Source organism: Aquimarina sp. MMG015, assembly GCF_018100855.1.
GTDB classification, from domain to species: domain Bacteria; phylum Bacteroidota; class Bacteroidia; order Flavobacteriales; family Flavobacteriaceae; genus Aquimarina; species Aquimarina latercula.
This window is the reverse complement of sequence record NZ_JAGJEB010000012.1, coordinates 89,173-115,118: the sequence shown is the minus strand read 5'-3', so window position 1 is coordinate 115,118 and position 25,946 is coordinate 89,173. Positions and strand designations below refer to the sequence as shown.

28 protein-coding genes are annotated in these 25,946 nt (G+C 31.2%); 15 read left to right on the top strand and 13 right to left on the bottom strand.

Features of this window, described 5'->3' with window-relative positions:
- Positions 1-43 precede the first annotated feature (43 nt).
- Complete coding sequence (locus J8L88_RS19755; protein ID WP_211061636.1) at positions 44-898, top strand: peroxiredoxin family protein; 855 nt, start codon at positions 44-46, stop codon at positions 896-898.
- A gap of 430 nt (positions 899-1,328) precedes the next feature.
- On the opposite strand, the gene J8L88_RS19750 is transcribed toward J8L88_RS19755, so the two are convergent.
- The 3 genes from J8L88_RS19750 to J8L88_RS19740 form a co-directional block, all read right to left on the bottom strand.
- A complete protein-coding gene (locus J8L88_RS19750; RefSeq protein WP_211061635.1) occupies positions 1,329-2,312 on the bottom strand; it encodes an AraC family transcriptional regulator in 984 nt (327 codons plus the stop codon).
- 160 nt (positions 2,313-2,472) lie between these two features.
- A complete protein-coding gene (locus tag J8L88_RS19745) occupies positions 2,473-3,834 on the bottom strand; it encodes a pyridoxal-phosphate dependent enzyme (protein WP_027393781.1) in 1,362 nt (453 codons plus the stop codon).
- Positions 3,835-3,933: 99 nt separating this feature from the next.
- Positions 3,934-5,175: an ABC transporter permease gene (locus J8L88_RS19740; protein WP_118389595.1), complete on the bottom strand. Its 1,242-nt coding sequence runs from the start codon at positions 5,173-5,175 to the stop codon at positions 3,934-3,936.
- A gap of 8 nt (positions 5,176-5,183) precedes the next feature.
- Between J8L88_RS19740 and J8L88_RS19735 the strand changes: the two genes are divergently transcribed.
- From J8L88_RS19735 to J8L88_RS19680, 12 genes are all read left to right on the top strand, one after another.
- The gene (locus tag J8L88_RS19735; RefSeq protein WP_211061634.1) at positions 5,184-6,518 is read left to right on the top strand and encodes an exo-beta-N-acetylmuramidase NamZ domain-containing protein; all 1,335 of its coding nucleotides are present in this window, start codon (positions 5,184-5,186) and stop codon (positions 6,516-6,518) included.
- A 183-nt stretch (positions 6,519-6,701) separates the two neighbouring features.
- Positions 6,702-8,918: a tetratricopeptide repeat protein gene (locus J8L88_RS19730; protein WP_211061633.1), complete on the top strand. Its 2,217-nt coding sequence runs from the start codon at positions 6,702-6,704 to the stop codon at positions 8,916-8,918.
- Positions 8,893-9,537, top strand: a complete 645-nt coding sequence (locus J8L88_RS19725) for a response regulator transcription factor (protein ID WP_027393778.1) — start codon at positions 8,893-8,895, stop codon at positions 9,535-9,537. The genes J8L88_RS19730 and J8L88_RS19725 overlap by 26 nt, the downstream gene beginning before the upstream one ends.
- Positions 9,538-9,843: 306 nt before the next feature.
- Complete coding sequence (locus J8L88_RS19720) at positions 9,844-10,266, top strand: hypothetical protein (protein ID WP_027393777.1); 423 nt, start codon at positions 9,844-9,846, stop codon at positions 10,264-10,266.
- A gap of 114 nt (positions 10,267-10,380) precedes the next feature.
- The gene (locus tag J8L88_RS19715) at positions 10,381-10,725 is read left to right on the top strand and encodes a zinc-ribbon domain-containing protein (protein WP_035085696.1); all 345 of its coding nucleotides are present in this window, start codon (positions 10,381-10,383) and stop codon (positions 10,723-10,725) included.
- A 30-nt stretch (positions 10,726-10,755) separates the two neighbouring features.
- Positions 10,756-11,445, top strand: coding sequence for a Lipl32 family lipoprotein (locus tag J8L88_RS19710; protein ID WP_027393776.1), 690 nt, complete (start codon positions 10,756-10,758; stop codon positions 11,443-11,445).
- Between the two features lie 95 nt (positions 11,446-11,540).
- Positions 11,541-11,741 (top strand): hypothetical protein, encoded by a 201-nt coding sequence (locus tag J8L88_RS19705; RefSeq protein ID WP_118389588.1) that lies wholly within the window; start codon positions 11,541-11,543, stop codon positions 11,739-11,741.
- Between the two features lie 19 nt (positions 11,742-11,760).
- A complete protein-coding gene (locus J8L88_RS19700; protein ID WP_027393774.1) occupies positions 11,761-12,528 on the top strand; it encodes a hypothetical protein in 768 nt (255 codons plus the stop codon).
- 16 nt (positions 12,529-12,544) lie between these two features.
- Positions 12,545-13,582, top strand: coding sequence for an SPFH domain-containing protein (locus J8L88_RS19695; RefSeq protein WP_027393773.1), 1,038 nt, complete (start codon positions 12,545-12,547; stop codon positions 13,580-13,582).
- A 28-nt stretch (positions 13,583-13,610) separates the two neighbouring features.
- On the top strand, positions 13,611-14,711 hold the full coding sequence (locus tag J8L88_RS19690) for a DUF6620 family protein (protein ID WP_118389586.1): 1,101 nt from the start codon (positions 13,611-13,613) through the stop codon (positions 14,709-14,711).
- A gap of 176 nt (positions 14,712-14,887) precedes the next feature.
- Positions 14,888-15,529 (top strand): hypothetical protein, encoded by a 642-nt coding sequence (locus J8L88_RS19685; RefSeq protein WP_027393771.1) that lies wholly within the window; start codon positions 14,888-14,890, stop codon positions 15,527-15,529.
- Positions 15,530-15,543: 14 nt separating this feature from the next.
- Positions 15,544-16,419: a hypothetical protein gene (locus tag J8L88_RS19680; protein WP_118389583.1), complete on the top strand. Its 876-nt coding sequence runs from the start codon at positions 15,544-15,546 to the stop codon at positions 16,417-16,419.
- On the opposite strand, the gene J8L88_RS19675 is transcribed toward J8L88_RS19680, so the two are convergent.
- Complete coding sequence (locus J8L88_RS19675; RefSeq protein WP_027393769.1) at positions 16,420-16,938, bottom strand: YkgJ family cysteine cluster protein; 519 nt, start codon at positions 16,936-16,938, stop codon at positions 16,420-16,422. It abuts the gene before it with no gap.
- Positions 16,939-16,987: 49 nt separating this feature from the next.
- Here J8L88_RS19675 and J8L88_RS19670 point away from each other — a divergent pair, with 49 nt between their 5' ends.
- Positions 16,988-17,713 carry a class I SAM-dependent methyltransferase gene (locus J8L88_RS19670; protein ID WP_371813704.1) on the top strand — a complete coding sequence of 242 codons (726 nt, stop codon included), beginning with the start codon at positions 16,988-16,990 and terminating at the stop codon, positions 17,711-17,713.
- On the opposite strand, the gene J8L88_RS19665 is transcribed toward J8L88_RS19670, so the two are convergent.
- On the bottom strand, positions 17,691-18,221 hold the full coding sequence (locus J8L88_RS19665) for a DUF2059 domain-containing protein (protein ID WP_211061632.1): 531 nt from the start codon (positions 18,219-18,221) through the stop codon (positions 17,691-17,693). The two genes, J8L88_RS19670 and J8L88_RS19665, sit on opposite strands and share 23 nt — an antisense overlap.
- A gap of 45 nt (positions 18,222-18,266) precedes the next feature.
- Between J8L88_RS19665 and J8L88_RS19660 the strand changes: the two genes are divergently transcribed.
- Complete coding sequence (locus J8L88_RS19660) at positions 18,267-19,037, top strand: hypothetical protein (RefSeq protein WP_118389579.1); 771 nt, start codon at positions 18,267-18,269, stop codon at positions 19,035-19,037.
- 24 nt (positions 19,038-19,061) lie between these two features.
- Here the strand turns inward: J8L88_RS19660 and J8L88_RS19655 are convergent, their stop codons facing one another.
- The 8 genes from J8L88_RS19655 to J8L88_RS19620 form a co-directional block, all read right to left on the bottom strand.
- Positions 19,062-20,687 carry an amidohydrolase gene (locus J8L88_RS19655; RefSeq protein ID WP_211061631.1) on the bottom strand — a complete coding sequence of 542 codons (1,626 nt, stop codon included), beginning with the start codon at positions 20,685-20,687 and terminating at the stop codon, positions 19,062-19,064.
- Positions 20,688-20,810: 123 nt separating this feature from the next.
- On the bottom strand, positions 20,811-21,293 hold the full coding sequence (locus J8L88_RS19650; RefSeq protein WP_211061630.1) for a hypothetical protein: 483 nt from the start codon (positions 21,291-21,293) through the stop codon (positions 20,811-20,813).
- A 72-nt stretch (positions 21,294-21,365) separates the two neighbouring features.
- The gene (locus tag J8L88_RS19645; protein WP_027393764.1) at positions 21,366-21,833 is read right to left on the bottom strand and encodes a hypothetical protein; all 468 of its coding nucleotides are present in this window, start codon (positions 21,831-21,833) and stop codon (positions 21,366-21,368) included.
- Positions 21,834-22,203: 370 nt separating this feature from the next.
- Complete coding sequence (locus J8L88_RS19640) at positions 22,204-23,001, bottom strand: RNA polymerase sigma factor (RefSeq protein ID WP_211061629.1); 798 nt, start codon at positions 22,999-23,001, stop codon at positions 22,204-22,206.
- A 50-nt stretch (positions 23,002-23,051) separates the two neighbouring features.
- The gene (locus tag J8L88_RS19635; protein WP_199915030.1) at positions 23,052-23,462 is read right to left on the bottom strand and encodes a hypothetical protein; all 411 of its coding nucleotides are present in this window, start codon (positions 23,460-23,462) and stop codon (positions 23,052-23,054) included.
- 175 nt (positions 23,463-23,637) lie between these two features.
- On the bottom strand, positions 23,638-24,177 hold the full coding sequence (locus J8L88_RS19630) for an SRPBCC family protein (RefSeq protein WP_211061628.1): 540 nt from the start codon (positions 24,175-24,177) through the stop codon (positions 23,638-23,640).
- An 85-nt stretch (positions 24,178-24,262) separates the two neighbouring features.
- The gene (locus tag J8L88_RS19625) at positions 24,263-24,958 is read right to left on the bottom strand and encodes a hypothetical protein (protein ID WP_211061627.1); all 696 of its coding nucleotides are present in this window, start codon (positions 24,956-24,958) and stop codon (positions 24,263-24,265) included.
- Between the two features lie 108 nt (positions 24,959-25,066).
- Positions 25,067-25,879, bottom strand: coding sequence for a M23 family metallopeptidase (locus tag J8L88_RS19620; RefSeq protein WP_118389566.1), 813 nt, complete (start codon positions 25,877-25,879; stop codon positions 25,067-25,069).
- Positions 25,880-25,946: the final 67 nt, after the last annotated feature.

Below are 25,946 nucleotides of genomic sequence, written 5' to 3'. Positions count from 1 at the left end.
GTAAGTGAATTAACGCTACTAAGACTACTCACAAAACAATCACATGAACAGTATATTAAAATCTATTTTCATTACGCTCCTACCCTTATCGGGTCTTTACTTTACCATACTCGGTGCAATACATATTATTAAACATGGGCTATCTGCTCCTCAATTCTTTGGACAAATAATAATAGCATCAACTATTACACTGTTTTTTGTTTTACTTTTTCTAAAACCAGTAGCCAGAACCGACAAGAATTTAAAAACCCATACTACGTTAATTATTTTTGGTCTTTTGATAAATCTTGGGTTTAGTATTCTTAGAGAAATAAATCTAGGTGAAATATTACCCAGTCTAGCTATGTTTTTAAGCTGGATTTTATATTTAAAATGGTATTCGATTTTTAATAACCGTTCCGAAAATGCCATATTAAAGAAAGGCGCACAATTTCCGAAACTTGATTTTTTAGATATTAATAAAAACAAAATCACTACAAGTACATTTTCGGGAAACCCTACAATATATCTGTTTTATCGTGGTAACTGGTGTCCTCTTTGCATGATGCAAATCAAGGAAATTGCATTACAATATAAAGAACTGGAAAAAAGGAATGTACATGTTGTTTTAATAAGTCCGCAACCCCATACACTTTCTAAATCTTTAGCAGAAAAGTATGAACTAAACTTTCATTTCTTACAAGATTATAAAAGTGAAGCATCCAAAAAACTAAATATTTTAGCAAAAAATGGATTACCAATGGGCCTTCAGGTATTGGGGTATGATAATGATACAGTTTTACCAACAGTTATTATTACAGACTCTAATCAAAAAATCATCTTCGCAGATTTAACCGATAATTATAGAGTAAGGCCAGAACCGGATACTTTTATAAATATTATTGACAATATTAACTAGATAGCACACTAAAAAATAACAAAGTGCATAACACTAATAGACGAAATTGTCTCTTGAAAATTTCTTGAAATCACCTAAACACTCTTAAGTACTGACTAAAAACCTATTACGGGATATTTCAAACTAAAAAGTTAAAGAAATCTCAAAAAAATCACACTATTCACCTACCAATAGTACGGTTTTACCTTTGTTTTTCTTAAAAAAATCACAAAAATTACAAAAATGTACTATTGGTAAGATTTTATGTATTAATGGAAATTATTACAACCTTATCATTTCTTTTCTTTGTTAACGAAATAGGGAAGATAATTTCAAAAAAAATATATAAAGATTTCAAAATCCTAAGCTTAGTTGAGTTTGTGTTAGGTTATAGATGGTTGTCATTTTTTGACGACCATCTTTATTTTATATACTTTTTTTTCAAAAAAACTTATCGAATTTGTATATCTGGATAAACATCAAATTTATTGAAAAACGCCTTTTTAAATTTTGATGAATTCGAATAATTAAGATTATCCATAACTTCTTTAATAGACAACCCTTCTGTAAATATCATATTATAAGAACTTTCTAATTTTTTATTATTAAAAAACTCCAAAGGTGTTTGATCATGAATCTCTTTAAACATATTAAAGAAATTTGTACGACTCATATGAGCCATCGAAGCCAAATAATCTACCCCTACAAAAGGTTCATGAAGACTATGTTCTAAATAATTACTTACCTTATAAATATTTCCAACCTGAGCACTATTTATATTAAAAGGATTACTTTCTGTCTCCCACATTAGGACATCTTTCCAGAATGTTTCTAGTAAGCGAATTCCTCTTGCAATAAAAAACAAGTAATTTTCAACTTTCTTTATATCCGGGGATACTATCTGGTCAAATAAAAGAGATTGTTTATACGAAAGGTAAAACTTATTAATATGCTGATGGGAGTATCTAATATATTGATCTACTTTATCAGCCATATTACTATTCTTGAGAAAATAAGGTTTTGTATACTTACTTTTCAATACTATCATAATTGATTTCACCTCTGCTCCCTTGGTTATGTAGACTCTCTCTCCCTGTTGCGCATCCATACATCTCATATTTCCGGGAGTATATCCATCAGAATATGAGCTTATTATTTCATTTTGTTCAATCTGATGATCTAATGAATATTTCCTAAAATGTAAGATAATATCTTTTTCTCCGATAGGTTCTCTTACATATTCTATATCTACGTGTGCTTTATAATTATTGATGAAAAGAAAAACCTCTGGAGATATTTTATAATAGCTAAGATATCCTTCTCCAATTTCTGAAGGAAAATAAATTCTATCGGTAGTACCATCAGGATCCAATTGGGATCTAAAATAGCTCCTTAATACATCTATATCAGAAAAGTCAAATGAATATTTTTGCATACACCCTCGATTTTATACGAATCTTTTCTTTATAGATTGTTTTTTTTGCATAAAGTTGCGCACAAAAATAAAGAAGTTCAGATTTTGGTATAAAAACAACCCCTAAATCAGTTTAAATACTAATAAAGGGGATACCTTATATGATATAAATATAAATAATTTATTTTATATGACTTATAACATCATATTTTGTAATGATATGATGCTTTCCATTCTCCAGTGCAACTAGAACAGCAGGATTACCATTTTTGATTAAACTTGATATCTCATCTAGTGATGTATTTGCTTCTACAATTGGGAAAGGGTCATTCATAATTTCTCTGATTGGAGTATCCGCAGTGTTTTTATCATCCAAAAACGCAGAAAATAAAGCACTTTCATCTACCGACCCTACAAAACCTTCGCTATCTAAAACTGGTATCTGCGAAATTTGAAATTTACGCATACGTTCTATTGCATGAGAAACCAACTCTTCAGTTTTTACTGTAACTAAAGGTTTCTCTTCATGATTTTTTACCAAATCCACTGCTGTCGACACTTCTTCTTCTAGAAAACCACGTTCTCTCATCCAATCATCATTAAACATCTTACCAACATATCTACTGCCGTGATCATGAAATAGTACAACTACTACATCATCCTTTTTAAAATGATCTTTTAATTGTAATAATCCTTTAATAGCTGCTCCAGCACTATTTCCAAGGAACATTCCCTCTTCTTTTGCAAGTCGTTGTGTATAAACTGCAGCATCTTTATCAGTTACTTTCGTAAAACCATCGATAATAGAAAAATTCACATTTTCTGGTAAAATGTCTTCTCCAATACCCTCTGTAATGTACGAGTACACCTCATTTTCATCAAATATTCCGGTTTCATGATATTTCTTAAATACCGAACCGTATGTATCAATACCCCAAATTTTGACATCTGGGTTTTTCTCTTTTAAATATTTACCAACACCAGAAATTGTTCCTCCTGTTCCAACTCCAACAATAAAATGTGTTACTTTACCTTCTGTCTGTTCCCATATTTCTGGACCCGTACTTTCGTAATGAGCCTTTGCGTTAGACGGATTATCATATTGATTAACATACCAAGAATTAGGTGTTTCTTCTGCCAACCTTTTAGAAACAGAATAGTAAGATCTAGGATCATCTGGTTCTACATTAGTTGGACACACCATTACTTTAGCTCCTACAGCTCTAAGGATATCCATTTTTTCTTTGGACTGTTTATCCGCCATAACGCAGATCAACTTATACCCTTTTACAATTGCAACAAGAGCAAGTCCCATCCCGGTATTCCCAGAGGTTCCCTCTATAATTGTTCCTCCAGGTTTTAATCTTCCATCAGCTTCAGCATCCTCGATCATTTTTAAAGCCATTCGGTCTTTTACAGAATTCCCAGGATTAAATGTCTCGTATTTAGCTAACACTAAAGCATCAACATCTTTTACCAGAGCATTCATTTTTACCATAGGTGTATCCCCAATGGTTTCCAAAATATTATTTGCGTACTTCACAAGCTTACTAATTTATTAGAGTCTCTTTAATTGTTTTTTATGCGGTGCAAAGATACAAATACAAAGCCATTAAGTTAGAGGAAGATGTACTAATTCATGCTACTGGAATCGAATAGCCTTAGAAGGCGATATTTTAGCAATCACATATGATGGAATAAGAAGCATGATAAGACATAAAACCATGGTCCCCAAATTAAGTAAAATTATATAACCAATATCTATATAAATAGGAGCTGTACTCACATAATATGTTGCAGGATTCAATCCAATTATACCATAATATTTCTGTAGAAACAACAATCCTACACCTATGAGATTACCCCAAAGCAATCCTATCAATATTAAATATCCCGCGTTATACAAAAATACTTTTCGAATACTCCAGTCATTTGTTCCTAACGATTTTAAGATACCAATCATAGGCGTTCTTTCTAAAATAAGAACCAGTAATGCCGTAATCATATTAATTCCAGCAACTAATATAATTATACTAATTATACCGATGATATTAAGATCAAAGAGTTTTAACCATTCGAAAATACTACCATATTTTAAAGTAATCGTTACGGCTTCTAGGTCCGAAGGAATATTTTCATAAATCTGTCTCCCTTTTTTGTCAATATCATCAAAGTCATCAATAAACACCTCAAAACCTCCGACTTGATTCTCTTTCCATTTATTCATTTTCTGAATATGCCGGATATCTGCAAAAATAAATTTCTCATCAAACTCTAGAAAACCAGAATCATAAATACCAACAATCTTAAAAGCTCTAATATTGGCCGGGATGTTAGAACTAGAGTTTTTCTTCAAAAAAACAGTATTTGCATTATCCCCAATCCCCAATCCTAACCTAGAGGCAGTATATGCGGATATTAATATTTGATTATTTCTAGGATCTGTAAAATCCGGTAAAGTACCCTCTATCAAATATTCTTCAAAATATGACCAATTATAATCTTCTCCAACTCCCTTAACTACAATTCCTTCAAAGTCATTCTCTGTTCTAATAAGTCCGCCCTTAGTAGCAAATCCTTGAACATGTTTAATTCCAGAAACGTCTGTAAAATTAGGATAGAAATGCTGATCTTTTTTAATAGGGATCATAGATTCTAAGCTGTTATTATTATCATAACTGGTAATAATAACATGACCATTAAATGCAGCAACTTTTTCTCTAATTTTACGTTGTAACCCTATACCAGTAGCTACAGTTATCAACATCATAACCATACCAATGGCTATAGCTAAAATGGCAATTTTTATGATTGCTGATGATATGCTACTTTTATGTTCCTTACCTTTGATAAGGCGTTTGGCAATAAAATATTCGAAATTCAAAGTTACTTATGGTTTTTATAAGAAATGCATTCAAAAATACGTTTTTATTCTTTTTTACACTGCTTATTTCTTGCGGAAGCGGAACAAAAACATCATCACAGACCACTTCTGATCAAGAAAAGTCTGAAATAAATAAGAAAAGTGTTATTTCAGAAAACCAACAACAAGACTCGCTAAATGTTTTAGAACCTGTTATAGTTGGAGCAAATCAAACTGAATTATACTTACCATTATTGCAAAATAAAAAAATTGCAATCGTAGGGAATCAAACTTCTGTAATTTTCAAATTTCCTAATATTAGTCCATTATTACAAACTGAAAAAGTTGCTGCAAACACTTTAGGTCAATATACACATCTTGTAGATTCTTTATTATCCAAAAACATTGACATAAAAAAGGTATTTGCTCCTGAACATGGTTTTAGAGGAAAAGCAGATGCCGGAGAGCTCGTTGCTGACGAAAAAGATATAAAAACGGGATTACCGATCGTATCATTACATGGTAAAAGCAAAAAACCTTCTGCTGCCTCGCTTTCTGATATTGATGTGGTTGTTTTTGACATTCAGGATGTAGGTGCTAGATTTTACACCTATATTTCTACACTTCATTATGTAATGCAAGCCTGTGCAGAAAATAATATTCCTTTATTAATTTTGGATAGACCGAATCCCAATGGGCATTATATAGATGGACCAACTTTAGAAATAGAACATAGCAGTTTTGTTGGGGTGCATCCAATTCCATTAGTTCATGGGATGACAATCGGAGAATACGCAAAAATGGTAAATGGAGAAGGTTGGTTAGGAAATGACCTAAAATGCGAAATCCAGATTATCCCTGTTAAAAATTACACACATCAAACTTATTATAGTTTAGCAATACGACCCTCACCTAATCTACCAAATGATAGATCGATAAACCTATATCCCAGTTTAGGTTTTTTCGAAGGTACTACTATTAATGCTGGTCGAGGTACGGAAATGCAATTTCAGATTTTTGGATCCCCAGATTTCCCAATTGATCAATACGATTTTGCTTACACTCCACAACCTAATTTCGGTGCTAAATACCCTAAACACAAAGGAGAAGTCTGTTATGGAAAAGATCTTAGAAAAATCAAAAGACTTGGCAGTATTAATATACAATGGCTCCTTAACGCATATAATAATTCTAAAAACAAAGAAGGTTTTTTCAACAATAAATCATTCACTATACATGCAGGAACAAAAAAGCTACAACAACAAATAGAACAAGGATATACTGCTCGGGAAATAAAAAAGACGTGGATAAAAGATCTAGAAAAATTTAAAAAAATAAGATCTCAATATCTTCTGTATAAATAACCCTAAAATAGAGATCTAAAGTTCCCTGTTTTCAGGGATATTGATGATTTTTGAAATTAATATCTTTGACTATAATAAATTATAAAACATTGTAAAATAGATATTTCAATATAATTTTAACTTTAAAAGTTATTTATCATAACGAAATAGAAAAATATTCTCCCCAGAATAATTAAAGCAAAAATGAAGTTCGTCAATTACAATATATTATCTTATCTAAAAAACAGTATTGCCATAGTCACGCTACTGTTTTCTTTAAATATTCAAGGGCAAATTGACGTTAAAAAAACATTTCCTTATCCTTATAAAGGTGAAAGGGAAATTATAAATGAACTAAAAACTATATCTAATATACCAGATAGAAGAAAAGAAAGTTATCTTATTGCTAAAGAACAACTACATAAAAAAGCTGTTAAGAGTGATCGATTTAAAGCTGACTTGAGCTTAATTATAAGTTCTTATTTTAGAAGTATATCCCAGATTGATTCGGTAAAATACTATGGACAAAAAATACTTGAACTAAATAATTTCAAAAATGACACTCTTAAAAATAATATTTATGGTCTTGCATATTTCACTCTAGGCCAAGCTAATAGTTTTATTGGCCTGAACGAAAAATCCAAAAAATGGTATTTTAAAGGAATTAATATTTCACAACAACATAATGATGAACGTATTTATTATGTAAATTCTTTTGGTTTAGCTAATGTCTATATCGCCACGAGTGAGTATGATCTCGCTCTAGAGATCTTAGAAAAATGCCAAGAGTATAAGAAAAATCCAGAAATGGTATTTGGTTCCATTGTAAATATTGCCAACATATATGGCTATAAAGAAGAATTTGACAACTCTATTGAATATTTCGAAAAAGCCAGAGAAATTTGTATAAAAGCTAATAGAACAAGCTGTATCGGGACAATTTCTATAAATATGGGTATTACCTATAAAAAAATTGGAGCTTTAGATAAATCATTGGTTTCTTTCGATAAGGCCTTAGAAATTGCTAAAGCCAATAATTTTGAACGAATGCAGATTATTGGTAGTGTAGAAAAAGGGCGACTTTTAAATGAATTAAAAAGATACCAAGAAGCAGAAGACATTACGCTTTCTGCGTTAGATATCGCAACAAAAATAGGTTTCTTAAATGAACAAGAAAAAATCTATTTCCGCTTAAAAGAAATTGCAGTTTCTAAAAATGATTATAAAAAAGCATTAAGCTATTACGAACATTATGATCAAATCTCTGATTCTGCCCGAACACTTGATAAAGATAAAGAGATTAACGAACTAGAAGTAAAATATAAAACATTACAAAAAGAAAAAGAAATAAGGTTTTTGCAAATTGAAAACACCAATAAACAACTGGAATTAGCGAATCAACAAGAAGCTATAAGTAACCTTAAACTTGTACAAGAGATAGAAAATAAAGAATATGAAATTCTTAGAAAAGAAAATGAAAACAAACTGTTAACTTTTCAAAACACTACCGAAAAAGCATTAAAGGATAATATTATTCTAAAGAAAAACCAAGAACTTAAGGATGCGCAATTAAAAATCCAACAAGACGAAACTGCAAAACAAAAAGTTTTTAAAAATATCATACTATATTCTTTTTTAATATTACTCGTACCAGTAATTGGGTTATTAGTGACTTACTATCAAAAAATTAAAGTACAAAGTGAGCTTAATCAAAAACAAAAAGAAATAAACGAAACAAAGATTTCATCCTTATTAAAGGATCAAGAATTAAAAGTAATCAAAGCTTCCGTAGAAGGGCAAGACAAAGAAAGAAAACGTATCGCTCAAGAATTACATGATAGTATCGGTGGAAATCTTGCTGCTATTAAACTTCAATTGAACAACTCTGATCAAAAAAACCAAAACACATTAAAAGCTGTCAATACTCAAATTGATGACACGTATGAATTAGTCCGTGATCTTTCTCATAACTTAATTCCTAAAAAGTTTAGTAAAAACAATTTTTCTGATGTACTAGAAGAATATTTTAGTAATATTGGAGGGGCAAGTAAGCTAAAAACTGGATTTAGTGTGTACCCAAGAAGAAGAGTTGATCTCCTAGAAGAAACGTTACAAGTCGAAACTTTTAAGATCATACAAGAATTAGTCACTAATAGTATTAAGCACGCAAAAGCATCCTCTATTGCGCTTCAAATTAATTTATTAGATAATGAATTGAATATTCTTTTTGAAGATGATGGAGTAGGATTTGATGTAAATAAAAATACCGAGGGTATTGGATTCAGAAATATAAGGAGTAGATTAGACAAAATTGATGGAACGATAGATATCGATTCTAGAATAAAAAGAGGGACAATTATTAATATAGCAATAACCAGCTTAACAACAACCACAGATGAAGTACAACCTAATTATAGCTGATGATCATAAAATGTTTTTAGATGGATTATTAAGCATCTTAAATTCTGAAAACGATTATAATATTCTTTTAACAGCTAAAAACGGCAAGCATATTGCTAAATACCTAGAAATCAACCCTGATGAAAAAATAGATTTAATCATCACTGATATTACTATGCCAGAAATGGACGGTATTGCTCTAAACAAGATCGTAAAAGAACGAAGTTCTACTATAAAAACACTTGTCGTAAGTATGCATAACAATCCAGATATGATTGATAACCTAATCGAACATGATGTGGATGGTTATGTTCCTAAAAACGCTGAAAAAGAAGAACTTCTAAAAGCAATACAAACTATATTGAGTGGAGAAAAATATTTTTCTCGTGAGATAAAGGATATTTATATGGAAAATAAGTTTTCCAAAAAGAAAGATGAAGAAATAAAACTTACTCAAAGAGAAATAGATGTTATTACATTAATTGCTCAAGAATTCACCACTCAGGAAATCGCGGATAAATTATTCTTAAGTAAACATACTATAGAAAGTTATCGAAAGAACTTAATTGCTAAACTTAATGTAAGAAACCTAGCAGGTCTTACAAAGTATGCTATAAAAATGAATTACGTAGAGCATTAAAATTCTTAAGACAAAAAGTTAAGTTACTCTCATACCAATCTCTATTTATTTAAATATTTCTTCCCCATTATTACGCCCATCCTATTGTTGGTGACACTAGGTGTGTACCCAAAACGGCACACACTTCTCTCCTATTTTCAGACTTAAAAAAGTAATACATCCCTGTTTTCAGGGTACTCATTTTCACCAGAAACTGTGTTTCTAACAGCTTATATAAATCACATCTTTGTACTGTAGTTATTGATAAACAAAATATCAAAACGTACAGCATTAAACTAATTACTAACCCTATAAAACCATAAAGACATGATCTGGGGAATCTCATTAATTTTATTAAGTATTTTAGCAGTACCATCACTATTGCTTTCAAAAAAACCAAACGCAAAAGAACTTTTAGAAAAAATAGAGCCTTATCAAGGATGGATTGGTCTAGTATTCTGTTTCTGGGGTGTTTGGGGAATTATTTCAGCAATCTTAAATCTAGGATGGCTTACTACCTATCCTATCTGGTGGGTGACTTTATTAGCCGGTAATATCATCTCTGCAGTACTTGGATTTATGTTAGGTTTCGGACTTATCAATAAATTTTTCTTATCCAAAAATGAAGCAGCAAAGGAAAAAGCAAACGAATTGAGAGCAAAACTAGCTCCTAAACAAGGTAAACTAGGAGTATTTGGATTGATCGTTGGTGGATGGATGATCGTAGCATCATTCCTTTTCTTTACATAAAATGTTAGTTAGTTGAAGAATGGGGAGAGAACATCGTGTTTAGAGATATCATTCTCTCCTCAATTCTGAACAACCAAAATTCATAAAAATAAATATCAAACTTATACTCGTACCATGATAATCTTCGGAACAAGTTCTTCTACAATTCATCCTGCAAAGCTTGATGGAGGTTGTTGTCCTTTTTGCAAAACAGAAAATCAGATGTGGATTCAAGGATATAGAAAATACTTTCACGTATTCTGGATTCCGTTCTTTCCACTGTGGAAAAAAGTATACTCTGTGTGTAGTCACTGCAAAGGTGCTTTTGAAAAACAAGAATTCGACAACGAAAAACTAATTAATAGCTTCGAACATTTTGAAAAAAATCGAATCAAAATTCCGTGGTATCATTTTACAGGTATAATCATCTTTTTATTACTAATTACACTAATAACAGTGTTACCATTATTTACTAATTAAACAAATTTAAATTACACAAATTACTACATTATGAAAACAAAAGTTTTATTTCTATTAAGCCTTATTGTTCTTGGAACTACAACCACTTTACAAGCTCAAAAGTTAAAAAAATTCGGAAGCTCTATTGAGAAAAAAATAGGTCCAAAAACAATTAAAGTACCTTATACAGATGTTGTATCATATCTTGGATATGCTGCTCCAGGAAATGAGGATGAAGTAAAAGATGGAAAAAAGTTCTATTATATTTATGTATGGGTTCCTGCAGTTGCTCCAGAACTTGGAGTAAGAATGATGTCTCCTGTAGGTAAAGCTAAAGTAAAAAAAGCAATCAAATCCGAAGCATATACTAAAAATGCAAAATCCGGAGATTATTTTGACACATACATTACATTAGAAAGATCCGATATCATTAGCACAGCCAATATCAGTCAAGATGCTGTAGATGGTGCCAACTGGACAATTTTAGAAAGAAATGATGATAGCGGTGAAATGCCAAAGCAACCAAGTGGTAGCTCTTACAACTCCCTATTGAGATATAAAAGCGATGTTAATGATCCTTTAAAAGCATTAACTGTTGGTTTATACCGTATCGGTTTCACTACTTACAAAACTGGAGAAGTAAAAGGTACTTTCTTGGCAGAAGTTGCTGCACCAGTAAAACTACCAGGTGTAGTAATGGCCAAAACTATTAAAGATTTAAAAGCCGGATTAAGCAAATAACATATTGTTATTAGATGATATAAGGAGCAGTTATTCCTACATGGATTTATAACAACCATGTAGGGATAACATCCTGAATTTAATCGCTTACCTATATGGAAGAAGACAACAATAAAGATGAAAAAAAGAAAAAAAATATTCTAGATGACATCTTAGGGAATGCTATTTCTTCTACAAAAAAATATGAAGAAACGAATGCTGGCTTAGAAACAAAAAAATGCATAAACTGTGGTGCTGCAAGACCAAGTGACACCGATCTCAAATATTGCGATTTCTGCGGAAATCAATTCTATTAAAACCTAACAAATTCAGATAATGTCTTTTATTTCTACGCAAAACAGATGGGATACTTTTCTTTTAAAAATAAAAGATAGATTTCACGAAGTACTTAGTAAAACAGAAGAAGCATTACCATTACTATTTGAAGCTACAGATTTTGAAACTATCACATTTCAAAATGCTTGGCAAGGAATATACTCGCAGGCATCTGATTTGATATCAAAAATAGATGATACCTGGTTTGATAAAGTAGAACAAACATTTTTAGATTCAGATTTAGAATATGGTTCAACTAAATTTATCAATGAACGAAATAAAGGATTTAAGTTACAGCACGATTTAAATCAAGAGCTAAAATCATATGAAGTACGAATTTTTGAAAAAGCTTCAAAAAAACTATTGTCATCTGTAAAAGAAACATTATCAGAAGATTTTTCGTGTACTCAATGTCAGGCAAAACTTCCTGTAAAAAGTAATTTTTTCAGATCTTATTATAGCACCTGTGATTATTGTCAAACTGTAAACACCTTCGAACCAGGAACCAAAGCAAGAAACATAGAACATTTTGCTGTTGATGCATTAGGACAAGCAGCAGCGCTTAAACATCACCTAACTTACGAAGATCTTAAGTTTCAAAACTACCTAAGTGATCGAGATATAATTAGTAAGGACGAATTAATCACTCAATATCGAAAATACATCGAAACCTTTCTAAAAAAAAGAATAGAAATCATTCCTGATTATCAAGATAGGTACGAAAAAGATCTCACGTCAAAAATGTCATTTCTAATCGATTATATATAATTCAAAAACAAAAAACATGTCAAACTCTTTTAGCAATCAACTGCGCTCAGTTATTGAATGGAATAATCCAAAATCTGATATACTTTTTGAAAAGTGGACACAAAGTGGAGATGAGATTAAAAATGCTTCAAAACTTATTGTCGGACCAGGACAGGGATGTCTTTTTGTATACGAAGGTAAAGTTGAAGGCTTTTTTGAAGAAGAGGGGCTTTATGATCTTAAAACAGGTAATATCCCATTTTGGACTACCATAAAAAATCTTATGTATAAGTTTGAATCTGCACATAAAGTAGGTATCTTTTTTTATCGAAAAGCAGAAATGCAAAACATACGTTGGGGTACACCTTCTCCTATAACCTATAAAGATCCTGTTTATAATTTTCCTGTAGGTTTAGGTGCATTTGGAAATTTTTCCTTTAGAATAACCAAAGCTGTTGATTTCTTTACCAATGTAATCGCAGGTGATGACTACTATCCGGTGAGATCCATACAAAAAGTAATTTTATCAAGGATTACACAACCAATTAGTGATTTTCTTGCCAAAGCATCTTTTAGCTATATTGATATTGATAAACATCGCAACGAGATTGCAGAATTTTCCAAAACAACCAGTAAAGAAATTTTTAATGCATTAGGATTCGAACTACTTGATTTTAGAATTGAGGGAACCAGTTTTGATCAAGAAACAAAAACTAGAATCGGTAGAATTTCGGACATGAGTGCCGAAGCACAAGCAATGAAAGAACTTGGTGTAAGTTATCAAGATTATCAACAGCTAGAGGCTCTTAAAAACATGGCAAAGAACGAAGGTGGTGGAAATTTAGGTATGCAAATGGGAGCTGGACTAGGAATGGGACAAATGATGGGAAATATGATGAACAGTCAGAATCATCATCAACAATCTTCACAACAGCAACAAAATACTACTCCTGCACAACCAAATCCAAACGATCCAATGGAAAAACTTGAAAAACTAAAAAAGATGTTTGACGCTGGATTTATTGACGAACAAGAATACAAGCAAAAAAAACAGGAAATCCTGTCTCAATTTTAATAAAAACCAATCACAAAAATTTAATAAAATGAGTAACATACACAAATTCACGGATCACGATAAAACAGAACAAGGTCAAAAAGCGATCGCCTTAGGAATAAAAAACAAACAATCTTCATCAGAGATTGATTATGATTATACTTCTCAGGAAGCTGCAGATTTTAACTGGCCAGATATCAATCCTGATCTTATTGGACATATAGAACCTTGGTTATGTTATGACAAGAAAAACGATGGAACTACTGGTGGATGGGTAGATCTCAATCAGTTTGCGAATGGACAAGAAAGAAAACTTAATGCATGTCTACAAACATTAGGTTTTCCAGAGGCTTTAAATACAGATTCTGATAGCGCAAGAAATATATTAGATGAAATTAATAATAGTGAGAACTTCGAAACTGTAGCGAAGCAATATGGATTCAAAAATAATCAGCACTTTTCGTTAGAAGATCACGTAGCATCTACTCTTATAAAAATAGAAAAAGCAGAAGGAAAAGCTTTTGACGCTGCAGACGATTTTTTAAAAGAACAAAAGGTAAAACTTGATGCGCAAATGGATGCTCATATAGAGGCTGCCACAGAAGGAGGCTTACTTGATCCAATTAAAGGGATCGATATGGAAACTTGGGCCGCTGCAAATGCAAAAATCGCGGGAGGTATGAATCTAGAAGAAATGCTAAAAGTAGTAGGAACCGAAAAACCTATTTGGGATGAAGTTTCTGCAGAATGGACTGCTAGAATGTCTCAAGATACTACATTTGCCATCTCAAAAGTATATGGAGATGCTTTTTTAAATTCTGATATCGGTAAGTTCGCATCGACAGCAACAAATGAAACTACAGAAGCAAATACTTCAAATGGTGGAAGCGCTCTTGATAAAGTTACCGAAGATTTTGAGCTTTATATAAAGATAATGTGCCATCAAAATATGGGAGCGTCACAAGGAAAAGATGCAGCTTCTATACTTGGTGAATATGGGCTTAGTGTAACCGATTGGAGTTCAGTTGGAGCACAATGGAGTACAAAAATGGCTACTGATACCCGTATGGCCTTAAAAATGGGAGAATTAATGGAAAAATACAACTCCGAGTTTGCTACTGCGGGTGCAGGAGATGATATAGATTTCTAGTAGTATTGATTTATAGAGAACAATGGCCTGATAATAATCAAGAGGGTTTCTTGACATTAGATATAGTTTATACTTGATAAAATCAGGTCATTTGTTTTATGAATTAGCAGTATATTTCTAATCCTTATAATTAACATTAGGAATTTTCTAAACGATCAATACAACAAACTCAAAAAATGAAATCAGTTCTTTTATTAATTCTACTATCTATTCAAGTGACATATTCTCAAAATGCCAAACCAAATAAAGAAGTCGAGCGATTAGTTAAATTAGGAAGAGAACATATTATTGAATCTGCACTAAAAGAAATAAATGAATCAGAGGTGCCGAAAATTAAAAAAGATGATTTTCATTTTATTACGGTAAAAGCAAGTGATCAGAGAATACTTGTAGAATTTGGGTATAACGTACTATATCTGCCCAAAAACACCAGCTATTACTCGAGTATTATTGTCGAATTGCCTTCAAAAAATGTATCTAAAAGCTCTGAAAGTAATGGAAGTCAAAATACTGCATTTTATAATCCAACGGCAGAACATCTTAGAGTAATTAATCTTATACTAAATCCAAACGGAAAGAATTCTGATATTTTTCATAAAGGAACGCCATATTCTCCAACGATTATTTATGAAGAAGAAAAACATTATAAAGTAGATTTTTCTTCTAGAGATCCTTATCTAGGTGGAAGTTTTTCTTCAGAAGAAATAGATAAGGAGACTGGAGAAATACTTTCTACTATCAGCGGACATTATGAACCTGCTCCAATATTTCCTGAAGATACAATCGATCAAGAAGAGTTTACAGAAATAAAAAATTAAAATATTACTAAGTAATGAAATTGAAACTTAAAACCTATAAATTTATTTTCTTCATACTTGCTAGTATAATTATTTATGGATTTAACACCTACCCATTAGATAATACTAATACTCCTATAAAATCAACTAGTATAACAGCTGAAAAATATCAAAATAAAATTCTCTACATAGAAGGTACTGGAGAAGGTACTGGTGCAGAAATACGTCTAAATGATATTCCTATTGGATATCTTTCTCCTAAAGGAGATTCTGAAATGAAACACATCCAGGTTGAATTGAATATAGTAACTGGAAAAAACAAACTATCTGTTTATCCTTCGTCAAATAAAGGGAATATTGCAGTACGACTAGTTAGGTATACTGAAGGAGATTGGATAGACGGTGTAGGAGGAGAAACTTTGCTATTGATCAAAACCAAAAATGATGATTCTCCAGTCCATAAAGAAATAACGTTATCAGGAAAGAAACCACATTGGTCCTGGTTAAATGCTGATGTCATATCTGATCCTAAAAGTCATAAGGAAGCCATTGCTTTTGCAAAATCATTCTATAATAATCTAAAAGATTTAGAAAATTTGGATGAAATTATTACTGCATTGAATCCAATATATTATGATATGTCAGCTATTGATCCAGAAATAACACTATCAATTAGAAATAAAGAGCTAAGAAAAAGTCTTTTAGAGAATTCTAAAAAGAACATCTGGCAATTTGATGATATTGACACCTTATCATTTATGGCAATTCCAGTTGGTAATGGTAGATTATATGATCTTCGAAGAACTGATGGATCTCCATTAATTCGTACAAGTCAAAATAGTAAATGGGATCGTATAACCTACAGAAATATAATAGGACGCAAAAATGGCATTTGGCAATTTTATAGATAATTATGCACGTCTATTACTTTTATGCTCTAAAGGCATAACTTCTTTCATCTTTTCTACAATATTATACGCTGCCGGGCAAACAGTAATATTTTGCATAGTTAAATCAGAAATTTGATGAAACTTTTTTCGATCTGTATGTGGAAACTCTTTACAAGCTTTCGGTCTTACATCATAAATCAAGCAATAATTATCAGAAGCCAAAAAAGCACAAGGCACTTCCTTAAGAACAAAATCACCGTCTTCATCCTTTTTTAGATACTGTTCTTCAAAATCATATGATTTCATTTTTAAATGCTTAGCGATTCGATCTACATCAATATCTGTAAATAAAGGTCCTGTAGTTTTACAACAATTAGCGCACTCTAGACAATCGGTTTTCTGAAACTCTTTAGTATGTAAATCTTGCATAAACCTATCCAAATTCTTTGGTGGTTTCTTTTTTAGCTTTGCAAAATACTTTTTATTCTCGTTCTGTGTATCTTTGGCCAGTTTCGGTAATTGATCTATGAATTCTTGCATAGCGCAAAATTACGAATTATGAATCACGAATTTCGAATTGAGAACTATAATGATGAACAAAGATATTTTTGGAGAAGCTATTAAAGATTTTTACAATAAAAAACATCAAGAAGATATTGTAGTCCAAGCTCCAGATTTTGATGATGATATCATACCTGTTTCTTATTTATTTAGAAATTATTCTGAAATGCCTAAAATCGAACAAAAAGCATTAGAACTTGCTTTTGGAGAAGTCCTCGATGTAGGTTGTGGTGCAGGAAGTCATAGCTTATTTTTATCAGAAGAGAAAAAACTAAAAGTACACGCAATTGATATTTCTGAAGGAGCCATAGAGATTTGTAAAAAAAGAGGAATCATAAATGCTAATGTTCAGGATATTTTTGATTTGAAAAAAACACAATATGATACCCTTTTGTTTTTAATGAATGGAAGTGGAATCATAGGGAAATTAGGAAGTATTGATCGTTTTTTTTTACACATTAAAAATTTATTAAAACCAAATGGTCAAATACTTATTGATTCTTCTGATATCTCTTATTTATTTGCAGAAGATGACGGAAGTTTTTGGGTAGATGCTTCTGCAGCATATTACGGAGAAATGCAGTACAAACTAAAATATAAAAATTTAGAATCTGATTGGTTCGATTGGTTATATGTCGATTACAATACCTTACAAAATGCTGCAAATGCTAATGGATTTATTTGCGAACTTTTACTAGAAGGAGAAAATAATGATTTTTTGGCTAAATTAACTATGGCATCTGATATCCTTTAGTCTTTAATTTCTTAATAGTCTCGGTATATAAATCTCTACTCCATAACTCACTAACCTCAGCAACCATTGTTCTTAATGAATCACCTTGATTCTGAACTTTTTGACCAACTTGGGAACTAAAAAAATCCGACAATGCTACTTTTTGACTATCGCTAAGCTGTGTTCTATCTTTTACCATCTGTTGTCCTGTTTCTGATTCGTAAAAAACGATAAGCTTTTTTATATCTTCATGAGAAAAATTACTGCGATATGCAGATACTAATAATGATTTAATATTTCTTAATGGCTCTGTTTTATCACCCATTAGTTCATTCCAAATATCGTCAGGAACATTCTGGGAGCTATATTGCTGTTTTAATAATGTAAACATTTGATCAATCGCTTGATCATATTGTTGTTCTGTTCCGTTTAAAGAAAAGTATCGCATCGCATCTTCATGGTACGATCTTTGTGCAAAATTTGCAGTAACTGTTAAAAATAACGTTAAAACAAAAACTAAGTTTCTCATAAATTCGTTTATTTACTAACCAACACCTCTGGAAAATCAAATTTTATGCAAATTACAAAATTCTTAAGTATTCTTTTATTCGCTTCTTTCATTCTTGTTGGATGTTCTGATGATGATGATAATACGCTTATTCCAGACGGCGAGTCACCTAACACACAGCCTTTAGGAACATCTGCCAATGATTTATTAAGTGATGCTAATTTTAGAGGATTAACAGTAGAGATTGTTTCTGTAGAAGGGTTTGCTCCAACAACTACTGCCGTAAATACTTTTAGAACTTTTTTAGAAGAACGTCTTTTTAAGCCAGATGGGATTACAATAAACCAACGTACTGTTTCTTCTTCTGGATTATCCCCATTTAATATTGATAAAATAAAAGAAATTGAAACTAATACAAGAACCGAATTTAATGAAGGTGATGAAATTACGGTTTATATCTATTTTGCAGATGGCACTAATGATAATGATGATGGATCTAGAGTTACCTTAGGTACCGCTTATTTAAACACTTCTATTGTTATTTATGAAAGCACACTTCGTAATCTAAGCAGTAATCCTAACGCTCCTATGTTATCTACCATAGAAGCCGCTACACTAAATCACGAATTTGCACATTTACTAGGACTTGTTAATATTGGAACCCCCTTACAATCGCAACACGAAAACACCGTGTCTAGAGGACATTGTAATGTACAAAACTGCCTTATGGAAGCAGCTATCGAGTTTGAAAGCGGTATGATGGATATGATGGGTAATGGAGTACCTGAACTTGATGCACAATGCATAGCAGACCTCCAAGGAAATGGAGGTCGTTAAAAGCTACACTAATTTTATCAATTATTAATATACTTTTTCTCCTCCTACATAGGTAGCATTCACCTTAATATTAGGGATTTTGTCTTCATTGATTTCCATAATATTTTCTTCTAAGATCACAAAATCGGCAAATTTACCAGTTGTAATGCTTCCTTTTTCAGATTCTTCAAAATTACTATAAGCAGCCCAGATAGTCATTCCTTTTAGGGTTTCTTCTCTGGTTAGGGCGTCTTCTTTTTGAAAACCATCTGCAGGGTATTGTTTTAGATCTTTACGAGCTACAGCTGCATAAAATGTATAAAATGGACTTACATTCTCTACAGGGTAATCAGTCCCTAATGCTAATTTACCTGTTTTATTAAGTAATTGTTTATACGCATATGCTCCTTTAATACGTTCCTTACCTAATCGTTCATCCGCCCAATACATATCGCTCGTAGCGTGTGTTGGCTGCACACTCATTACTAAATTATCGTTTAGTATTTTAAATTCTTCTGGAGCTACTACTTGTGCATGTTCCACGCGCCATCTTCTATCAGACTTATCTTTTAATACATCATAATAGGTGTTCATCACTACGGCATTAGCAGAATCTCCAATGGCGTGTGTATTCATCTGAAAAGGAGAAGCCGCTAATTTCACTGCTAATTCCTTAAATTCTTTTGTCCCAATAACCATTGCGCCATAATGATCATGTTTATCTGAGTATGGTTTCTTCAATACTGCTCCTCGAGATCCCAATGCTCCATCTGCATATACCTTAAAAGAAGACACATTAAGCTTATCTGTTTTATGCACCCCCTGCATTAAATAATAATCTACATATGCAGGTACATTACTAACCATAGCATACATCCTTATTTTTAGTTCTTCAGCTTTTTGTAAACTGTCAATAACCTTAATAACATCTGGACTTAAACCAGCATCATCTACAGTTGTTAATCCATAACTAAAATTAATTTTTTCGGCATCTTTTAGCGCTGCTACTTGTTCTGCAACTGTAGGTTGTGGAAAAATTGCTTCTACTAATTCCATTGGATTATCAATCAACACACCTGTTAATTTTCCTTCTTTTTGGATAATTTCGCCACCAGCAATTTTTGTGTCAATAGTGATTTTTGCTAAATCTAATGCAGCTTGATTAGCAAGCATTGCGTGACCATCTACTCTGGTCACTGCTACAGGGATTTCTGGAAATAGGCTATCTAGTTTCTCTTTGGTTGGAAATTCTTTAACTTCCCAATCATTTTGATCCCAACCTCGACCAGTTATAAATGATACTTTCTTTTTATCCTGAAAATCTATAATACGTGATAATACATCATCATAGCTAGTAGTACCTACTAAGTTTACTTTTTGCTGTTGCAGTCCTAATCCATAAAAATGACAGTGAGCATCTATTAAACCAGGAACTACCGTCTTACCTTTTGCATCTATAGAATCTGTAAAGGAATATGTTTTACTTACTTCTTCTAGATTCCCAACTGCTATAAATTTATCATCTTTAATTACAAAAGCTTCTGCTTTAGGTTTTGATTCATCCACCGTATATACATTGGCATTAAAAACGAGTAAATCTGCTATTTCTTTAGGTTGTTGACAAGAAATAAAAACAAGCGCACTAAACGTACCTAAAAGTACTTTTTTCATGATGTGTTGAGTTTGAAATGTGTTATCCGATAAAAATAAAGATAAAAAAGATGATATTCCTTTTTTTTCAAATTCTTAACTTTTGTAGAGCTATGGAAGTCATTGTTTAGTTAGTAGTACTATTTATAAATTAACCACTCTTTTATAAATAATTCCTTCTGATCTATACACTATCATCAGGACATTAGTTCCTTGTCTATTATATAGCTCGGGACTACTCGTTGTTTTCCATTTTATTTTTCTTTTCTCAATTATATCATTCATCCAATCTTTATCATCTTTACTAGATAGAATCTTCTCCATTCCATCTGTCCATGTATTAACATCAGATGGATTTATCTTAATTACAAACTTATAATCCCAAGAAGATGCCCCTGGTAGTACAGTTCTACTATCTGAAAATCCATTTACATTAAATAATTCGAACTCTGCGTCTTCAAAATCGCTAAAATATTTAATTTCTTTTTTTAGAATTTCTACGCGTTCAATCTTAGAGTCATATTCATCACTATCTAATATAGTAGTATTAGGTTTTGAATTCGATGAATCAAAACAACTATTAAATATGAAAATTATTAGTAAAAGTAAAACAGTTAATTTCTTCATTACAATCAGAAGGTAAATCGCTAGATGCTATGTGTTATGACAAATCATATATACTACAAAAATATTTAATAATTAATGGTTCAAAATATCATTGCGCAGTGAACGTATTTGAATGTTGTCATCAGCAAGATTTAGGAATTGAGTTTTATTCATGATGACTAAATTAATGTCGGTTAATCCATTTGGTCCATAATTATTTTCTGTAATAAACTTTCCATTATCCAATTCTAATATTGCGCTAGAATCGCTTATTTGCTCATCATCCAAGAATTTAAAATGTATATCTTTTATCTGTTTATTTCTAAACATTAGTCTAGATGTTAGACCGTATCTTTGAGCTTTTTCAAAACTGACACGTTTATTGTTTGAATAATCTTCTATTAAATCAAGATCATCGTCTGGATGCTTAGGCAATAAAACAACTTTACCACTGGATAATCTAATCTGAGACTGAAACTCTTGCATTCCCTGTTCGTTTTCGACTGTATAATTAAATCGAATTTTTGAGATTTTTTCATCAATTAAATCAGATAGTTTCATGGCTTAGTGTAGTATTAGTTAATGATTTGTGTTTTAACGTAGTAAGCTTAAATATAATAAATTTTCGAGTCAACGCATAACTCAATGCTGCGCACCTGTATTCTTATATAGTATTCTAAAACATCAAATTAGAAATACTTCTCTAAATAATAGCAACAGACCTAGTAAATACAATCTTATTTTTATAATGCCTATAAAAAACTCTATTAGCTCTTGTAGTATTTCACAATATAAACATCCTCTATTCCAATTACGAGCTCTTTCTTTTCATTTTGAGTAAATTGAGCGTAGCTTTTCACACAAAGAATTAATAAGTTTTTAAATCATATCACGGGCTTACTCCTAAAAAATTTCAACAGAAATTTTTTAGCTAGATCTCATTAAAAATTCTTTTGGACGCTATTAATTGGTTCAATTCTTTATAAAAATCAGATTTATTAATGAAATCCCCATGATTGCTATAAATTCCTGTCATTGAATTTAATTCTTCCATTTCTTCATTATACACATCTATATTATCCACAAAATTAAGATCTCCTTTTACAATTCTTTTAGAAGCAATAGCTATATGAATTCTTTTATTACACCTACATTTATTAGCAGTGTTATAAACACCACAATTAGAATTTAAAAAACTACCAATTAGTTTCCTAGATTTTTGGAGTCGTTTCCTAAAATTTTCGGGAGAAATTTCGATTATCTCACAGGCAACATTACTTTTTATTTTAAGAATACTGCCTAGTATAAAAACTATTCTCAATTCTCTGGATAAACATTGAAGCATCGCTAAAGTGCACCCTGTTTTCATCTCCTTTTCTAACAAACCACTATCAGGCAAGTCATAACTCACAGGGTCATTAATCGAGTTTAATTCTTCTGAGAACTGACTAAACGAGATAGTTTTTTTTTCGAACGAAGTTTTCTTTTGATTAATTAAATAGTTTGTTGCAATTCTATAAACCCAAGTATTAAACTTACTTTTCCCTTGATATTTACTCAAATTAGTAATTACTTTTAATAAAATTTCCTGAGTAGCATCTTCAGCATCAGCCTTATTCCATAAAAACCGTATTGATAGATTATACACTAATTGATCAATGGACTTAATAAGTTTTTCAAGACTCTTTTTATCACCTTCTAAGCAAGATTTTATAAGTTGTTCTTCCATAATATATAATAAAAAGGCTAAGGCTTACCTTAGCCTTTTTTTGTTTTTCTTTAATCCGCTAAAATAGTCTGTAACAATAGTAGTTCTTCTTTTAACTGACCAATTTGTGCACTTAATGTACCTTCCACTTCCTCTAATGGGACTGGAGGAGCAATTAATACGAAAGAGTAAATTGCATTATTGTCTGGTCCAGCTGTCACTCTGGAATACGCAACTCCTATACTATTATCAGGCATTGTCATATACCAATCAATAGTCCCCAACTCTTTATTTATCTTTGTTTCTAAACCAATTTTAAGTTCACCATTAGGGGTTACTAATAATGCTGATTCTTGATCAGCTTCTTTAAATGCGCCAGTCCATTTAGAAAGATTTAAAGGGTTTGCTATATAATCAAACGCCTTTTCTGTTGATGTTGTTAAATTAATGCTCTGAACATCATGATTCTTTATTACCATCATTCTTATATTTTTTAATAACCAATTTATTTTGGCTACATTATATTAGACAATCAAGAATGCGCACTGTGAAAATTTTTTACGTTTTTTTTCTACAGGTAACAAACTATAGTAAGAATGACTGTATTTTTAAACTAAATCAAGATAATTCATAATCTTCTTTAAGCTGAGGTATCTATTATTTTTCAGAAAAGTAGTTCTTCGAATTTTCTTCTATTAGTTTTTTTAGATTTTCTAAATTTTCGTCTTCTTGCGTTTTCATAGAACTTGGCATAAAAGAAAGTAATGATTTTGCCCACATACTATTTCCCTTAATGTTGGATTTAGAAGTAATTATTGTCTTTCCACCTGCTTCTTTAAAAAACATTTCGTAATCTATATCCATAAAATCCATCGTAAAAGTCATTGCCATATGTTCATGAAGTTTCATGGCAGTTATGGTCTCTTCCATAACCATTTCTTCTCCACTATTATCGACATATACATTAGAAACTGCTCCAACCGTATTAGGAGTACCACTAACTAATTCTGTTCTTTTAAATCCCTTAATCCACTTAGGTAAATTAGCGACATCAGACATCACTTCCCAGGATTCACTCGCCGGTTTATTAACTGTTATCTCGTTTTCATAAGATACAGATGGCGTAAAAAAACCAATTCCAAAAAACACTAACGTTAATACAATAATTAGACATAATAAATATTTTAAATACTTCATAATCAAAATGTTTTGTGTTCACTATAAATTTATCAAATTAAATCTAAATAGTTCACACACAACATCTATAAATCAGCACTATATCTCAATTAGAATAATCACAAGCTTCTGGCACTGAAATGTATTTATTTTTAATATCCAAAACATTAATTAATTTATAGATGTATTCCTTCCCATTCCTCTTTATCGCATATTGTTCTTTTATAACACCTAAATCAAAATTATCTCTATTGATCATTTGTCTCCAAGTTAGGTACACATAATTAGTTCCAAGAAATGGATATTCTTGACTCTCATTCTGATATGTAATAAAGTGAACATCATACTCTTTTCTTTGTTTAGGAGGTGTATGTTTCTTGCTTTTTCTTTTGAATAGTATATGATTAAATACCGTATCATTGATAATAGTATCTTTCAAATTTTCGAAAATAAATTTTCTAGAATACTTAAGATCTCTTTTTTTTATTTTAACCTTTTCAACCAAATCACAATCCAGATTTATCCTATTAGCTTCTAAAAAGGCTTTCTTGTCTAAATAAAAAGTAGATTGTAAATTATTACGTTCAAGAAAATATAGTTTCAAATTGTTTTTCCCATCGTCTCGAACCAAAAGAAAGTAGTCATTATTTTTAGAATTTGTTAAAACCAATTCCTTTACTTTTGGTAAATCGAGAGACTCTTGATAACTAAACTCAAACAATTTGTCAAAAGTATACGTACGCTGAGCAGAAATTAATTGTATTGAAAAAATTGCAATTATTAATAGTAATATCTTATTCATTTTAGCTTTTCCAGTTATAAAGTCAAAACTAAGATATTTTAACTTTCTACACAGGTATTAAAATGTATACTCTTCTTTATCTTTATTCCAAGTAAATCAATTTTAAAACTAATAAGATTTAATATACCTCTTCCTCTCTTCTAATTCTAAGAATTGCTTCCCATTACCAACAAGAAATTTTGTTGGAAGTGTTTCTCTATCATTAAATCGCTGTAGAAATACTATAAAGTGAAGATGTGGTCCTGTAGACCATCCTACATTACCGCTATATCCAATATGCTGTCCTTTCTTGATAACTTCACCTGGAGTCACTTTGGATCCATTTTTTTTGATATGCGTATATTCTGCAAAAGTCCCATCAGAATGATACACTAGTATATAATTATTAAACTTAGCACAATCGGCACCTGTACACGTTTTATTATTCTCTTGTTCTACTAAAACCACTTTCCCTTCTCTAGACGCATAAATGGGTGTCCCTACAGGCATTCTAAAATCTAATGCATATTCATTATGATGAGATATCTTGCCATTATAACCTTGAGTTACCATATGCTCCGTACCTTTTTTAAATGGTAAGTGATATGGATAATCAGTATCATAAGATTCTTGTAAATGATTTCCATGATTATAGCGAACACTAAACCCTAAACGAATGGCTTTTTTTCTATCTACCACTGTTAAATCAGCAATATAAAATTTGGTTGTTTGTTCAGGGACTTCTATGATCTTAATATCCCCAATATTTGAAGTAAGATTCTCTATCTTAAAATCTATCTCTACCGAAACTGGGCAAAACTCCCCATTATCTGCATAAATTGTATATCCATTATCTGTTTCTTCGTAATAGACTTTAAAATTATCTTGACTAAAAGTAGTTATCCATAATAAATTTACGATCCAAAATACAGCGCTCCTCATATTCAATTCATTTCCAATTACTAGCAGAAAATAAGCTTTTTATTTTGGAATTACTAATGGATTATAT

Excerpts from the sequence above, each read along its gene's own strand:
- J8L88_RS19755 (WP_211061636.1), top strand. The coding sequence starts at position 44 with ATGAACAGTATATTAAAATCTATTTTCATTACGCTCCTACCCTTATCG.
- J8L88_RS19750 (WP_211061635.1), bottom strand. The coding sequence starts at position 2,312 with ATGCAAAAATATTCATTTGACTTTTCTGATATAGATGTATTAAGGAGC.
- J8L88_RS19735 (WP_211061634.1), top strand. The coding sequence starts at position 5,184 with ATGGTTTTTATAAGAAATGCATTCAAAAATACGTTTTTATTCTTTTTT.
- J8L88_RS19730 (WP_211061633.1), top strand. The coding sequence starts at position 6,702 with ATGAAGTTCGTCAATTACAATATATTATCTTATCTAAAAAACAGTATT.
- J8L88_RS19725 (WP_027393778.1), top strand. The coding sequence starts at position 8,893 with ATGAAGTACAACCTAATTATAGCTGATGATCATAAAATGTTTTTAGAT.
- J8L88_RS19720 (WP_027393777.1), top strand. The coding sequence starts at position 9,844 with ATGATCTGGGGAATCTCATTAATTTTATTAAGTATTTTAGCAGTACCA.
- J8L88_RS19715 (WP_035085696.1), top strand. The coding sequence starts at position 10,381 with ATGATAATCTTCGGAACAAGTTCTTCTACAATTCATCCTGCAAAGCTT.
- J8L88_RS19710 (WP_027393776.1), top strand. The coding sequence starts at position 10,756 with ATGAAAACAAAAGTTTTATTTCTATTAAGCCTTATTGTTCTTGGAACT.
- J8L88_RS19705 (WP_118389588.1), top strand. The coding sequence starts at position 11,541 with ATGGAAGAAGACAACAATAAAGATGAAAAAAAGAAAAAAAATATTCTA.
- J8L88_RS19700 (WP_027393774.1), top strand. The coding sequence starts at position 11,761 with ATGTCTTTTATTTCTACGCAAAACAGATGGGATACTTTTCTTTTAAAA.
- J8L88_RS19695 (WP_027393773.1), top strand. The coding sequence starts at position 12,545 with ATGTCAAACTCTTTTAGCAATCAACTGCGCTCAGTTATTGAATGGAAT.
- J8L88_RS19690 (WP_118389586.1), top strand. The coding sequence starts at position 13,611 with ATGAGTAACATACACAAATTCACGGATCACGATAAAACAGAACAAGGT.
- J8L88_RS19685 (WP_027393771.1), top strand. The coding sequence starts at position 14,888 with ATGAAATCAGTTCTTTTATTAATTCTACTATCTATTCAAGTGACATAT.
- J8L88_RS19680 (WP_118389583.1), top strand. The coding sequence starts at position 15,544 with ATGAAATTGAAACTTAAAACCTATAAATTTATTTTCTTCATACTTGCT.
- J8L88_RS19675 (WP_027393769.1), bottom strand. The coding sequence starts at position 16,938 with ATGCAAGAATTCATAGATCAATTACCGAAACTGGCCAAAGATACACAG.
- J8L88_RS19670 (WP_371813704.1), top strand. The coding sequence starts at position 16,988 with ATGATGAACAAAGATATTTTTGGAGAAGCTATTAAAGATTTTTACAAT.
- J8L88_RS19665 (WP_211061632.1), bottom strand. The coding sequence starts at position 18,221 with ATGAGAAACTTAGTTTTTGTTTTAACGTTATTTTTAACAGTTACTGCA.
- J8L88_RS19660 (WP_118389579.1), top strand. The coding sequence starts at position 18,267 with ATGCAAATTACAAAATTCTTAAGTATTCTTTTATTCGCTTCTTTCATT.
- J8L88_RS19655 (WP_211061631.1), bottom strand. The coding sequence starts at position 20,687 with ATGAAAAAAGTACTTTTAGGTACGTTTAGTGCGCTTGTTTTTATTTCT.
- J8L88_RS19650 (WP_211061630.1), bottom strand. The coding sequence starts at position 21,293 with ATGAAGAAATTAACTGTTTTACTTTTACTAATAATTTTCATATTTAAT.
- J8L88_RS19645 (WP_027393764.1), bottom strand. The coding sequence starts at position 21,833 with ATGAAACTATCTGATTTAATTGATGAAAAAATCTCAAAAATTCGATTT.
- J8L88_RS19640 (WP_211061629.1), bottom strand. The coding sequence starts at position 23,001 with ATGGAAGAACAACTTATAAAATCTTGCTTAGAAGGTGATAAAAAGAGT.
- J8L88_RS19635 (WP_199915030.1), bottom strand. The coding sequence starts at position 23,462 with ATGATGGTAATAAAGAATCATGATGTTCAGAGCATTAATTTAACAACA.
- J8L88_RS19630 (WP_211061628.1), bottom strand. The coding sequence starts at position 24,177 with ATGAAGTATTTAAAATATTTATTATGTCTAATTATTGTATTAACGTTA.
- J8L88_RS19625 (WP_211061627.1), bottom strand. The coding sequence starts at position 24,958 with ATGAATAAGATATTACTATTAATAATTGCAATTTTTTCAATACAATTA.
- J8L88_RS19620 (WP_118389566.1), bottom strand. The coding sequence starts at position 25,879 with ATGAGGAGCGCTGTATTTTGGATCGTAAATTTATTATGGATAACTACT.